At 70.1% G+C, this 13,037-nt stretch carries 12 protein-coding genes; 7 read left to right on the top strand and 5 right to left on the bottom strand.

The features are described 5' to 3' along the window. Positions 1-113: 113 nt before the first annotated feature. On the bottom strand, positions 114-1,943 hold the full coding sequence (locus tag FJ657_RS11865; protein WP_141163811.1) for a hypothetical protein: 1,830 nt from the start codon (positions 1,941-1,943) through the stop codon (positions 114-116). Positions 1,944-2,124: 181 nt separating this feature from the next. Here FJ657_RS11865 and FJ657_RS11860 point away from each other — a divergent pair, with 181 nt between their 5' ends. The 5 genes from FJ657_RS11860 to FJ657_RS11840 all read left to right on the top strand — a co-directional run bounded on the left by FJ657_RS11860 (position 2,125) and on the right by FJ657_RS11840 (position 7,727). Beyond that, on the top strand, positions 2,125-4,068 hold the full coding sequence (locus tag FJ657_RS11860) for a cation:proton antiporter (protein WP_141163810.1): 1,944 nt from the start codon (positions 2,125-2,127) through the stop codon (positions 4,066-4,068). 1 nt (position 4,069) lies between these two features. Further along, complete coding sequence (locus tag FJ657_RS11855) at positions 4,070-4,771, top strand: helix-turn-helix transcriptional regulator (protein ID WP_141163809.1); 702 nt, start codon at positions 4,070-4,072, stop codon at positions 4,769-4,771. A gap of 131 nt (positions 4,772-4,902) precedes the next feature. Then, complete coding sequence (locus FJ657_RS11850) at positions 4,903-5,274, top strand: VOC family protein (RefSeq protein ID WP_141163808.1); 372 nt, start codon at positions 4,903-4,905, stop codon at positions 5,272-5,274. Between the two features lie 77 nt (positions 5,275-5,351). Next, positions 5,352-6,773 (top strand): argininosuccinate synthase, encoded by a 1,422-nt coding sequence (gene argG / locus FJ657_RS11845; protein WP_141163807.1) that lies wholly within the window; start codon positions 5,352-5,354, stop codon positions 6,771-6,773. Positions 6,774-6,863: 90 nt separating this feature from the next. Further along, on the top strand, positions 6,864-7,727 hold the full coding sequence (locus FJ657_RS11840; protein ID WP_141163806.1) for an HAD family hydrolase: 864 nt from the start codon (positions 6,864-6,866) through the stop codon (positions 7,725-7,727). Between the two features lie 51 nt (positions 7,728-7,778). On the opposite strand, the gene rraA is transcribed toward FJ657_RS11840, so the two are convergent. Beyond that, positions 7,779-8,246, bottom strand: coding sequence for a ribonuclease E activity regulator RraA (gene rraA, locus FJ657_RS11835; protein ID WP_141163805.1), 468 nt, complete (start codon positions 8,244-8,246; stop codon positions 7,779-7,781). Positions 8,247-8,276: 30 nt separating this feature from the next. Between rraA and FJ657_RS11830 the strand changes: the two genes are divergently transcribed. After that, positions 8,277-8,816 carry an isochorismatase family protein gene (locus FJ657_RS11830; protein ID WP_141163804.1) on the top strand — a complete coding sequence of 180 codons (540 nt, stop codon included), beginning with the start codon at positions 8,277-8,279 and terminating at the stop codon, positions 8,814-8,816. Positions 8,817-8,935: 119 nt separating this feature from the next. Next, positions 8,936-9,799 carry a zinc-ribbon domain-containing protein gene (locus FJ657_RS11825; RefSeq protein WP_141163803.1) on the top strand — a complete coding sequence of 288 codons (864 nt, stop codon included), beginning with the start codon at positions 8,936-8,938 and terminating at the stop codon, positions 9,797-9,799. Between the two features lie 38 nt (positions 9,800-9,837). On the opposite strand, the gene FJ657_RS11820 is transcribed toward FJ657_RS11825, so the two are convergent. From FJ657_RS11820 to hutH, 3 genes are all read right to left on the bottom strand, one after another. Then, positions 9,838-10,443 carry a GIY-YIG nuclease family protein gene (locus FJ657_RS11820; RefSeq protein WP_255447286.1) on the bottom strand — a complete coding sequence of 202 codons (606 nt, stop codon included), beginning with the start codon at positions 10,441-10,443 and terminating at the stop codon, positions 9,838-9,840. A 70-nt stretch (positions 10,444-10,513) separates the two neighbouring features. Continuing rightward, a complete protein-coding gene (locus FJ657_RS11815) occupies positions 10,514-11,302 on the bottom strand; it encodes an IclR family transcriptional regulator (RefSeq protein WP_141163802.1) in 789 nt (262 codons plus the stop codon). A 22-nt stretch (positions 11,303-11,324) separates the two neighbouring features. After that, positions 11,325-13,022 (bottom strand): histidine ammonia-lyase, encoded by a 1,698-nt coding sequence (hutH, locus tag FJ657_RS11810; protein ID WP_141163801.1) that lies wholly within the window; start codon positions 13,020-13,022, stop codon positions 11,325-11,327. Between the last annotated feature and the right edge of the window lie 15 nt (positions 13,023-13,037).

Genomic DNA, 13,037 nt, shown 5'->3' with positions numbered 1-13,037 from the left:
CATGGGGCACATGACGCTCCCAGTTAGCAGCTGGGGCGGAGCCCTCTGGGTGCGGTCGGCGAAGTGGACCTCATGGTCTCTCGTCGCAATCGCTCAACTCGAATAGATTTCAGCTACTGCTCAAGTGCGGCGGTGGCCCTCCGCCCCGACTCGGCCAGAGTCCACACTGGCCAGCTACGGATCTTCTCCATCTCCTCATCGTCGAACTCTTCGATGACAATCTGAAGTTCCTCCGCTTCTCCAAGCAAAATGAGCATGCATGCTTCGAGTTCCCGGCCCTGGATCCCACTCACGTCCAGATTACGTCGCGCGACACGGATTTCCCGCCGATCTTCGGCTCCAAGTTCGCCGCGTCGATAAAGGGTCTGCCATCGATTCACCTGGTGAATAAGCGAGTCGGGATCCTCCGCGATCAGCCACTGGCAAAGATCGAGGGCGCCTCGTAAAAGGCCGGAACGGTGGGTTCCCTCGGTAGCAATGTCGGCGGCGGCAAGAAGTCGAAGTGCCATGAGGTTTGCCTTTGCAAGAGCATCGGCACGGTCTCGGAGGTTTGAATAGGCTTCCACTACGTTGCTCAACCTGAGGTTTAGGATAGTAGCCATATCTTCGGTGGACACAGATTCATACACGGTTCCCCAATCGATGATTTCCGGAGCGCTATCGTCAACTAGCCGGTAAATGCGGAAACGTTCGCGCTTCGTCGGGTCAAACGGATCCACAATCCGGCGAAATCCTCCGTCCTCAGCGGGCATCATGATCAGCATGATTTTGAAGTTGCCGAGCGAGACGTCGAACCGTCCAGTCCCATCGGAGCTTCCTTGAACAGGTCGGTCCTGCACGATTCCTTGATGCAAAGCGAGGAGCATCCTTCGCAAATCGACATCGAGTTCAAGCTGCGTGCTGAATTCATCATCAATTTCAAATTCGTCGAATAGCTCGATGAGTAGCGATAGCTCCTTTCGAATACTCTCGAACTCGCCCTTCATGCTCTGGTCGCCATCTTGCTGCGCGTTCAGTTCATCGCCGATCCGTAATGGATTGCCAGCCGCGACTGCCAGCATGAAATCGAAGTTCTTCGCTTGCGCTTTGAATGAGCCTTCGCGCGTGAGGTTAAGATTCGTCTTTATCGTTCCGCCGTCGGCTTCGAGCCGAATTTCAAGTCCGGAGGAGAGGCGAACTAAGGTAGTGGTCGGATCGAGTCGGCGACCCGTTGCGTTATTAAATTCCACACCGCCGCATGCGATCGGCACAGCGAGGTCGCGCTCCGTATACTCGTGCGGAAGAATATCCAGATCCGCATCTAGAGCCACTTCGATGCCTCCCGGCAAGTGAGCAACAATGACGTAGTCGGTTTCTTCCAGCGCGAGACGAGTGGGACGATTCTCGTCGAACCCGACGAGTGAGTGCACAGTCAGCTTTTCTGCTTGCCTCAATAGGTGATCATTTCCGCTCGACGCGGAAACCTGGATGCGCCCGCTCCAAGCGAGTCGGATCGCGCCCTCGATTTTTGACGCCTCTTCGGGAAGCCTCGTCATTTTGACCGAAAACGACTTTTGTGCGGCGGGTTTGCCTTCTAGGAGTCGGTCTATCTTGAATGGAAGCAGATTCACGTAGAAGACCTCGCGCTCTACTCCGCCCTCGCGCATTGGTACGTAGAAATATATTCCTCCACCGTGATTGCGGAAGAACTGGAGTACTTCACGCTCGACTGGAAACGACTTTGTGAGGCGGGAAGCCTTGACCCTCGCCGCGGTGACTCGACCCTTGACCTGCACCGTGACGCGACCCTCGAGCGTCTTGTTGTTCTGCTTGTCCGAGCGATAGAAGTCGATGTGACCATCAGTCATGGGCGTCTTGTCTCCCGACTTGATGTCAGGTGCGAGTCGCGGACAAGCAGCGATGCGGTCTACGACAGCATTGACGGCGAGGAGCTCCACTGACATGTCCTAATTCTCTCGCGAGCACCGGCTCAGCTCTCGGAATTGCAGAGGTCCGCGGCGCGTGTCCCTGATCTTCAGTGCTCACGCGGCGCGGTGCACGGCGTTCGAGGTCGACAATCTGGTGCATACCTGACGATGGCTGACACGCATCTCCGCGGCGCACCCCGCTCGCTAGCCTGACGTGATGGAGAGCATCCACCTCATCGTCTTGGTGGTCGTCGGCGTCGTGCTCGTCGTGGGGGTCGTGTCGTTCTTCGCGGGGCGCATCGGGGTGGCGGCGCCGCTCGCGCTGACCGTCGTGGGCGTGGGGCTCGGGGCGATCCCGTCGATCCCGCACTTCGAGATCGAACCCGACCTGGTGCTGACGGTCATCCTGCCGCCGCTGCTCTACGCGGCCGCGCGGCAGGTGCCGTTCGTCGACTTCCGGCGCAATCTGCGGGTGATCGCGTTCCTCGCCGTGATCCTCGTGGTGGTGTCGGCGGTGCTCGTCGGGGTCGCGGTGAGCTTGCTCTGGGTGACGGTGCCGCTCGCGCTCGGCGTCGCGCTCGGCGCGGTCGTCGCGCCGCCGGATGCCGTGGCCGCGACGAGCCTCGGCAAGCGGCTCGGACTCCCGCCGCGCATCGTCACGATCCTCGAAGGCGAGGGGCTCGTCAACGACGCGACGGCGCTGGTGCTGCTCGCCACGATGCTCTCGATCGTCGACGTGCACGCGGCCTCGCCGAGCGGGTGGATGGTCGTGCTCACCTTCCTCTGGGCGGTCGTCGGCGCGCTCGTGATCGGCATCCTGCTCGCCGCGCTCACGCTGTTCCTGCGCAAGCGGATCACCGACGGCGTGCTCGACACGGCGGTCTCGCTCGTGGTGCCCTTCGTCGCCTACCTCGCTGGCGAGGCCGTGCACTCCTCGGGCGTCGTCGCGGTCGTCGTGGCGGGCATCATCATCGGCAACCAGGGCGCGTACCGCATCCCGGCGACGTTCCGAGCGGCCGAGACGAACACCTGGCACGTCGTCACGATGCTGCTCGAGAACGGCGTGTTCCTCTTCATGGGGTTCCAGCTGTGGCCGGTCATCGGCGCCGTCGCCGGCGACGGGGATCTGCCGGGCGTGCTCGGCGTCGCCGGGCTCGTGATCGTGCTGCTGGTCGGGGTGCGCTTCGCGGCCATGCCGCTGCTGCTGTGGACGATCCGCCGGCGCTACCGCAAGCGCTCGGCCGACGCCGAACGGCGCAATGCGCGATTCGACGGACTCACCGAGGAGGAGTTCCAGCGCCGCGCGGCCAGCATGCGCGAGCTGGGCGTGAAGCTGTCGCCCTGGCGCAGCCTGACCCGCGGCGTGCGGGCCCGCTTCGGACTCGTCACGAAGAAGGACAAGGCCGAGCGCGACCGCATCATGGCGCAGCTCGACGAGCTCGAGCGCAACCCTCCGGCCGAGCCCCCGCAGCTCGACGAGAGCAGTCGGGCGCGGTTCTCGAAGGGGTTCCAGAACCTGCTGCGCCGCATCGAGCAGCAGAACAACGACCTCAGCGCCGAGCGAGACCAGGCGCTGAGCTGGCGCGACGGCATCATCCTCGGACTGTCGGGCATGCGCGGCGTCGTCACCGTCGCGGCCGTGCAGACGATCCCCGACGACCAGCCGATGCGCGAGGCGCTCGTGCTCGTCGCCTTCGCCGTCGCAATCCTCACCCTCGTCGTGCAGGGCCTGCTGCTGCCGGCGGTCGTGCGGGCCGTGCGTCCGCCGGGGGATGTGGATCTCGGCGAGCGCGCGCAGGTGCTCGAACTGCGACGCAGCCTGAAGACCGCCGGCGACACCGCGGTCGCGGCCGAGGTCGCGCGGGCCGCCACGACCGCGGCGCCGGTTCCGAAGGAGGTCGTCGACGAGGTCGCGGCGCAGTCGGAAACCTGGATCGGCCGGCTTGAGATCTGGGCCGAGACCGACCTCACCCAGCCCGACAACCACGTCGTGCAGTTCCAGCGTCTGCGGCGCGTGCAGCTCGTCGCCGAGAAGGATGCGCTGCGCGACGCCTACGAGCGCGGCGCCTACTCCTCGGAGGCGATCGAGATCATGCGCGCCGCCCTCGACTCGGAGGAGATCTCGATCGACACGATCGATCAGCGCGCCGCGAGCTCCTGAGGTGAACCGCACCGACCGCCTCTACGCCCTCGTCGAGGAGCTGCGTGCGGCGGCTCCGCGCTCGCGCAGCGCCCGCACCCTCGCCGAGCGCTTCGAGGTCTCGGTGCGCACCGTCGAGCGCGACCTCGCCGCCCTGCAGCAGGCGGGTGTGCCGATCTGGGCTCAGCCGGGGCGCACCGGCGGGTACACGATCGATCCGGCCGCGACGCTCGGCCCGATGGGCTTCACGGCCGACGAGGCGCTCGCGGTCATGATCGGACTGGGCTCGCTGACCCGCGGACCCTTCGGCGCGGCCGCCGGCACCGCCCTGCGCAAAGTGCTCGCGGTCATGCCCGACGAGGATGCGCGCCGGGCCACCGCGCTCGCGTCGCGCATCCACCTGCTCGAACCCGACGAGGTCGAGGCGGTGCCGCCGGCCTTCGCCGAATCACTGCGCTCGGATCGCGTGATGGTGCTGCACTACCGCGACAAGGACGGCGTCGTCACCCGCCGCGAGGTCGAGCCGCTCGGCACGATCGGCAAGGACGGCGCGTGGTACCTGATCGCCTGGTGCCGGCTGCGCGACGGGGTGCGGGCCTTCCGCGGCGACCGGATGGTCTCGGCCGAGCTGACCGAGGAGCGGCCGCCGCGGCGCACGCTGAGTCGCGACGATCTCGACATCCCCTTCGGCACGCTGCGCTCGATCGGCGACGAACTGGGCTGAACGGGGATGAGGACGCGGGCGACTCGAGTCGCACGAGTTCCGGAAACACCGACAGGACGTTGTCGCACCCCGAGCGCAGACTCGATTGCGACGGCGGCACCCGGCCCGCCGGCCCGACCGGAAGAGACCCCATGAGCTTCGCCTCCATCCGCATCATCACCGACGACGTCGACGCCCTCACCGCGTTCTACGAGACCGTCACCCGCAGCACCGCCGCGCGCCCCAGTCCTCTGTTCGCGCAGTTCTCGGGCGGCGACGCCACCCTCGCGATCGCGAGCCCGCAGACCGTGGCGATGCTCGGCGACGGCGTCGCCACCGCCGCCAACCGCTCGGTGATCGTCGAGTTCGAGGTGGCGGATGTCGACGGCGAGTTCGCGCGCATCGCGCCCGATCCCTCGACGGTCGCGCTGGCGCCGAGCACGATGCCCTGGGGCAACCGCTCGGCGCTGCTGCGCGACCCCGACGGCAACCTCGTCAACCTGTTCAGCCGTCCGGCGAGCTGAGCGCGCGGCCGTCCGAGCCGTCGCTCGCGCGGGTGCCTGCGTTCGGCGTGCACCCGCGCAGGCTCTACGCTCGGAGGGTGACCAAGGTTCTGAGCAGCATCCCCGTCGGCGAGCGCGTCGGCATCGCGTTCTCCGGAGGCCTCGACACCTCCTGCGCGGTGGCCTGGATGCGCGAGAAGGGCGCGATCCCCTTCACCTACACCGCCGACATCGGCCAGTACGACGAGCCCGACATCGACGCGGTGCCCGGCCGCGCCGCCGAGTACGGCGCCGAGAAGGGCCGCCTCGTCGACGCGAAGGCCGCGCTCGTCGAGGAGGGGCTGGCGGCGCTGCAGTGCGGCGCCTTCCACATCCGCTCGGGCGGCAAGACCTACTTCAACACCACGCCGCTCGGCCGTGTCGTCACCGGCACCCTGCTCGTGCGCGCCATGAAGGAGGACGGCGTCGACATCTGGGGCGACGGCTCCACCTACAAGGGCAACGACATCGAGCGGTTCTACCGCTACGGCCTCATGGCCAACCCTCGCCTGCGCATCTACAAGCCCTGGCTGGATGCGGCGTTCGTGACCGAGCTCGGCGGACGCAAGGAGATGAGCGAGTGGCTCGTCGCCCGCGGCTTCCCCTACCGCGACGCCACCGAGAAGGCCTACTCGACCGACGCGAACATCTGGGGCGCCACCCACGAGGCGAAGAACCTCGAGGAGCTGAGCTCGGGCCTCGACATCGTCGAGCCGATCATGGGCGTCGCCTCCTGGCGCGAGGATGTCGAGATCGCCACCGAGGAGGTCTCGGTGCGTTTCGAGGCCGGTCGCCCGGTCGCGATCAACGGCGTCGAGTACACCGACCCCGTCGCCCTCGTGCTCGAGGCGAACGCGATCGGCGGACGCCACGGTCTCGGCGCGAGCGACCAGATCGAGAACCGCATCATCGAGGCGAAGTCGCGCGGCATCTACGAGGCGCCCGGCATGGCCCTGCTGCACGTGACCTACGAGCGCCTGCTCAACGCCATCCACAACGAGGACACGGTCGCGAACTACCACGCCGAGGGCCGCCGCCTCGGCCGCCTCATGTACGAGGGCCGCTGGCTCGACCCGCAGTCGCTCATGCTGCGCGAGTCGCTGCAGCGCTGGGTCGGCTCGGCCGTCACGGGCGAGGTCACGCTGCGCCTGCGTCGCGGCGACGACTACACGATCCTCGACACCACCGGCCCGGCGCTGAGCTACCAGCCCGAGAAGCTGTCGATGGAGCGCGTGGGGGATGCCGCCTTCGGCCCCGACGACCGCATCGGCCAGCTCACGATGCGCAACCTCGACATCGCCGACTCGCGCTCGCGCCTCGAGCAGTACGCCGCGGCCGGCCTCATCGGCGGCGCGACTGGCGAGCTCGTCGGCCAGCTGGAGGCGGGCGAGTCGGATGCCATCCTCGGCGGCGGCGACGCGGAGGACTCGAAGCTCGACTCGCTCAACGACGGCGCAGCGTTCGACCTCGGCACCGACTGAGCGCGGTCATCGCGGCCTGGAGCCGCTGATCCTCTGACGGGGCCGGGCGAGCGCAACCTGCGCTTCACCCGGCCCCGTTAGCGTTGCGGCATGACGACGCGCCGCCGCCTGATCTTCCTCGACGTCGACGGAACCCTGCTCGACCACGGCGAGCGGCTCTCGCCCGGTGCCGTCGCGGCCGTGCGGGGCGCGCGCGAGGCGGGGCACCTCGTGTTCGTCTGCACCGGGCGGGCCCGGGCCGAGATCCCGACGATCATCACCGACATCGGCTTCGACGGCGACGTGACCGCGGGCGGAGGCTTCGTCGAGCTGGGCGGCGAGCTCGTGGCCGCCCGCACGATGCCGCGCGAGCGGGTCGTCGAGACGATCGACTTCCTGCAGGCGAGGGGCATCGAGTTCCTGCTGCAGAGCTTCGACGCCGTGCATCCCAGCGCCGGACTCGCCGATCGGCTGCGCCCGTTCTTCGAGCGCTACGGCGCCTGGACCGGAGCACCCGAGTTCGAGGATGCGAACATCCACCTCGTCGAGCGCGACTGGGAGAGCGACCCGGGTCTGCTCGACCGCATCGCGAAGATCACGTTCTTCGGCGACGACCCGACGACCTTCGCGACCGTGCGTGACGGGCTCGGCGAGCACTTCCACGTCATCACCGGGTCGATCCCGTTCCTCGGCGAGTCCGGCGGCGAGGTCAGCCCGGTCGGCGTGCACAAGGGCAGTGCGATCCTCGCCGTGCTGGAGCGGCTCGGGGAGTCGATCGACGACGTCGTCGCGATCGGCGACAGCGCCAACGACTTCGAGATGATCGCGATCGCGGGCCTCGGCATCGCGATGGGCAACGCCGATGGCGCGGTCAAGGCGGTGGCCGATGAGGTGACCGCCTCGGTCGCCGACGACGGAGTCTGGAAGGCGTTCCAGCGGCACGGACTGCTCACACCGGTGGAACCGCGACGCTGAGCCGAGCCGGCGTCGGCGAGAGCGGCCCGGTGGCATCGCAGCGAGCCCAGCTCAGCGCTCGACCAGGATCCCGTCTTCATCGCTCCAGAGCCGCGTGCCGGGCCGGAACACCACGCCGCCGAACTCGACCACGATATCCGCGTCACCCGAACCGGTCTTCGTGCTCTTGCGCGGATTCGACCCCAGCGCCTTCACGCCGAGCGGCATCGTCGAGAGCGCGACGCGGTCGCGCACGCACCCGTTGATGACGGCGCCGGCCCAGCCGTGGTCGACCGCGAGCTGCGCGATCAGATCGCCCATGAGCGCCGTCGCGAGCGAGCCGCCGCCGTCGATCACGAGAACGGCGCCGTCTCCGGGTGTCTGCAGGATCGACTTGAGAAGCGCGTTGTCCTCGAAGCAGCGCACCGTGCGGACGGCTCCCTCGAACCGCGGCATGCCGCCCAGGTTGTGCAGGGGCAACGCGAGCGACTGCAGTTCGTCGCCCCGCGCGTCGAAGAGGTCGGCGGTGGAAGTCGTCATGGCGTCACGCTAGTGGGCTAGCTTCAGCGCATGACGCTCCTGATCATCGATGCTCAGCGTGACTACTTCACCGGCGGCGCGTATCCGCTCGTCGGCGTGGAGGCCGCCGGTCACGTCATCGCCGCCGCCCTCGCGGACGCACGCCGTCGCGGCGAGCGGGTCGTGCACGTGCAGCACCTCGAGCAGGATGCCGACGCCGGATTCCTGGTCGCCGGAACCGACGGGGCCGAGATCCACGCCGTCGCCGCGCCTCTCGCCGGCGAGACCGTCGTGACCAAGGCGCTGCCGAACGCCTTCGCGGGTACCGCGCTCGCCGCCGAGCTCGAGCCCGCCGCCGCCGAGCCGCTGACGATCGCCGGGTTCATGACGAGCATGTGCGTGGATGCGACCACGCGGGCCGCGCTCGACCTCGGCTTCGACGTCACGGTCGTCGCCGACGGCTGCGCCGCGCCCGACCTGGCGTTCGGCGGCACGACCGTCGACGGGCGCACCGTGCACACGGCGTTCCTGGCCGCGCTGCGGGATGCGGGGGCGCGGGTCGTGCCGCTCGCCGAGGTCGCCGGAGGCTGAGAGCCGATCGGCGGTCGACGATCCGTTCGCGGAGGTCGCGGCGGGCTGAGAGGCGGTCGGCGATGACGCCGATCGCCACGGATGGACGCCGTGTCGGGGGTCGCGCCTAGCGTGCGAGCGTGGTCGAATCCGTCGAGCAGTGGTGGCAGCGCCGCCAGTTCTCGCGCGGGGTCGAGATCCCGTATCCGATCGGCACCTATCGCGAGGCGTGGTCGTCGTACCCGGTGCTGATCCGGCAGTACCACCCGGATCTCAACCACGGCTTCACGCTGACGCAGATCCCGCCCGCGGCCGAGGTGCTGCTGCTCTGGGAGTGCGATGCCGGGCACCGCTTCGCCGCGACCCCGGGGGAGCAGCGCGATCGACCCGGGCGGGAACGCCGCCGGTCGTCGTGGTGCCCCGAGTGCCGTGAGCTCGCGCTGAAGCGGCCGGCGGCGCGGCCGCGGCTGCCCTCCGAGATGGATGCGGCGGTCGATCGCCCACGCCCGCGCGCGCGCCCACGCCCGAGGCCCGCCCGGCCGCTGTGCGCGAAGACGCCGGCGCTGCCCGTCGGCGAGGCCTTCATCAGCGTGTGCGCTCCCAAGCCCGCTTCGGTCGTCGAGGGCGAGCTGCGCCAGCACCTCGCCGAGCTGCTCGACCTCGACCAGAGCGCGAACGCCATCCGTCTCGGCCGGGCGTTCTTCGATCACGTGGAGGCCTGGCCCGACGTGCTGCTGCCCGAGCTGCGGATCGCGATCGAGTACGACAGCACCGGGCGGCATGGTCTCGAGCACGTCGGTCGCCGCGAGGCCGTCGACCGGCGCAAGGACCGCGCCGTGCGGGCGGCCGGCTGGGAGGTGGTGCGCATCCGCACCGGAAAGCTCCCGGCGCTCGGCCCGCACGATCTGCTCGTCAGCGGGCTGACGAAGGCGTTCTGGCCGCGGCTGCTGGATGAGCTGCGGGCGATCCGCGGAGAGCTGTTCGTCGACGCGTACCTGCGGTGAGGCGCGGGCCCGCGCGGCGGCCGAGGGCGCGCCGGCGATCAGCCGCGCAGCGCGAGCGCCTCGCTGCGCCAGCGCGCGTGCAGCAGCCAGGGATCGTCGACCCCGGCCGAGAGCGCGGCCACGTGCGCGTCCAGCTCGTCGGAGCGGGCGAACCACTCGGTCGTGCCGAAGCGGGTCGCCGCGAACTGCGCGTGCCGGGCGCGCTCGCGGTGCCGGTCGCCGCGCTCGATGGCGACGAGCTCGTCGTGCCAGAGCTGCTGCATCCGCTGGCCGAGGTTTCCCGAGGTGCCGATCTTGAAACGGTCGCCGCCGCCCGCCTCGGCGACGCGCAGGTAGTAGACGACGTCGAGGCGCAGCGGTCGGCCGCCGCGCTCGCCCAGGTCGTCGGGGAACTCGCCGTGGCGCCACTCGCACACCGCGCACAGCCAGCCGCTCGGGTAGCGCACCCCGAGACGCGAGCCGCAGGCGACGCAGGGAGCGGGCAGCGCATCCTCGACTCCCGAGGTCGCCCCGTCGATCGCGAGCGCGAGATGGTGCGCGCAGAGCGGCACGAGCGCGTCGACGGCAGCGACGTCGTCGCAGCTCGGGGCACAGCATCCGCCGCGCGACGGCGCATCGAACGGCTGGTTCCGACGTCGAGTCATGGGCGCGAGCGTAGGCCGGACCGCCGACAGGGGCGCGGGCAGGCCGCGCCGCGGCAGTGGCGCGCGGTGGTCAGCCGCGCGAGGCGTAGAGGCGACGTGAGATCTCGGCCGAGACGGCGCCGAGGCGCGCGGCCAGGTCCTCGAGGACGGCGGGATCCGTCGCGGCCGTCGCGTCGTCGGGGAAGGTGAGGGCGAGGCCGGCGACGGGCCAGTCGCGGTGGTCGAGCACGGGAACGGCGATCGACGACAGCCCGGGCGTGACGTCGCCGCGTTCCTCGGCCCATCCGCGCCGGCGCACCTCGGCGAGAACGCGGCGCAGCTCGGCGTAGCTCGTGACGCTCGGCCGGTCGGTGTGCCGCTGCACGAAGGCCTCCGCACTCGGGAACAGGGCCCGCAGCTGAGCGGGCGGCAGCGCGGCGAGGATCGCGCGCCCGCTCGCGGTGAGGGTGGCGGGCAGGCGCACATCCACGTCGGTCACGAGCCAGGGGGCGTGCTGCGCGCGCTCCTCGATCACGTAGAGCACGTCGCGGCCGTGCAGCACGACGAGGTGCGCGCTGACGCCGATCTGGTCGACGAGCCGCGCGACCTGCACGCGGGCGATGCGGGCGAGCGGCTCCTGCCGGGCGTACGCCGAGCCGAACTCGGCCGCGGCGACGCCCAGGCCGAAGCGGTTCTCGTCGGCGAGCCGCAGCACGAATCCGGAGCGCTCGGCGACTTTGAGCAGGTGGTAGACGCTCGAACGGGGCAGGTCGAGGCGCTGGGCGATGGATGCGGCGGGCAGCGGCCCGGTCGAGGCCAGCAGGCTGAGGATGCGCAGACCGTTCTCGAGCGCGGGCACCCGCGACGACGATCCGGTCACCTGCGCACCTCGACTCTCCTGCTCAGGCGAGCGCGCCGACCGCGCCCTCGACCACTTCTAGCACGCGCCCCGACACGACGTGCTGCACGGCCCGCTCGATGTCGGGTGCGGTGACGACGTCGTCGCCGGCGGGGGCGATGTCGGTGCGGAACAGCGCATGCACGGCCGAGCCCGCCGATCCCGGTGCCGCGTCCACAGCTCCGGCCGCCCCCGCGACCGCGCCCGCGCGGAAGTCGAGCGCGCGGGTGCCGGCGAGCAGTTCGATCGCGAGCACCCGGCCGAGCCCGTCGACACCGCGGCGCAGCTTGCGGGCGGCGGTCCATCCCATCGAGACGTGGTCCTCCTGCATGGCCGACGACGGGATCGAGTCCACCGAGGCGGGCACGGCGAGGCGCTTGAGCTCGCTGACGATGCCGGCGGCCGTGTACTGCGCGATCATCAGCCCCGAGTCGACGCCGGGGTCGCCGGCGAGGAACGGCGGCAGTCCGTGGCTTCGGTTCACGTCGAGCAGGCGATCGGTGCGGCGCTCGGACATGGAGGCCACGTCGGCGGCGGCGATCGCGAGGAAGTCGAGCACGTAGCCGACGGGCGCGCCGTGGAAGTTGCCGTTCGACTCGACGCGGCCGTCGAGCGTGACGACGGGGTTGTCGATCGCGCTGGTCAGCTCGATCGCGGCGACCCGGGCGGCGTGGTCGACGGTGTCGCGAGCGGCGCCGTGCACCTGCGGGGCGCAGCGCAGCGAGTACGCATCCTGAACCCGGGTGAACTGCCCGGCGGTGCGGCGCGAGACGAGCCCCGAGTCGGCGAGCACGCGGGCCATGTTCGCGGCGGAGGCGGCCTGGCCGGGATGCGGTCGCAGCGCATGCAGGTCGGCGGCGAAGACGGCGTCGGTGCCGAGCAGGGCCTCGACGCTGCCGGCGGCGCTGACATCCGCGACCCGCAGCAGCCGTTCGAGGTCGTGAAGCGCGAGCAGCAGCATGCCGAGCATGCCGTCGGTGCCGTTGATGAGCGCGAGGCCCTCCTTCTCCTCCAGCACGACCGGGGTGATGCCGGCCTCGGCGAGCGCGTCCGCGGCCGGGCGCAGCACCCCGTCGGCGTCGCGCACCTCGCCCTCGCCCATGACGGCGAGCGCGCAGTGAGCGAGCGGAGAGAGGTCGCCGGAGCAGCCGAGCGATCCGTACTCGTGCACGACCGGCGAGATGCCGGCGTTGAGCAGATCGACGTAGACCTGCGCGACCTCGGGGCGGGCGCCGGTGCGACCCGAGGCGAGCGTGTCGACGCGCAGCAGGAGCAGGGCGCGCACGACCTCGCGCTCCACCTCCGCGCCGGTTCCGGCGGCGTGCGAGCGCACGAGGCTGCGCTGCAGCTGGCGGCGCTGCTCGCGGGGGATCGACACGGTCGCGAGGGCGCCGAAGCCGGTCGAGACGCCGTAGTGCGGGGCGCTGTCGCTCGCCAGCTCGTCGATCACGCGACGGCTCGCGGCCATGTCGGCGAGGGCGCGCTCGCTCAGCTCGACACGGGCGTCGTGGCGGGCGACGGCGACGACGTCGGCGGGGGAGAGGGAGCGGCCGCCGAGGCGGATGACGACGCTGTCGTCGGATCCGCTGGAGGTCGATTCGGCGGCGGTCGTGGCGGCATCGGTCGGCGCGGCGCCGGTCGTCGTGGTGCTGGTCGGGGTCTCGGGTGCCGGGGTGCCGGGGTGCGCGCTGCTCGACGTCATGCGCCCATTCGACTG

The sequence above is a fragment of the Schumannella soli genome (assembly GCF_006517435.1).
In the GTDB taxonomy this organism is placed as follows: Bacteria; Actinomycetota; Actinomycetes; order Actinomycetales; family Microbacteriaceae; genus Schumannella; species Schumannella soli.
The sequence above is the reverse complement of the archived record's forward strand: the minus strand, read 5'-3'. Positions and strand labels throughout refer to the sequence as shown.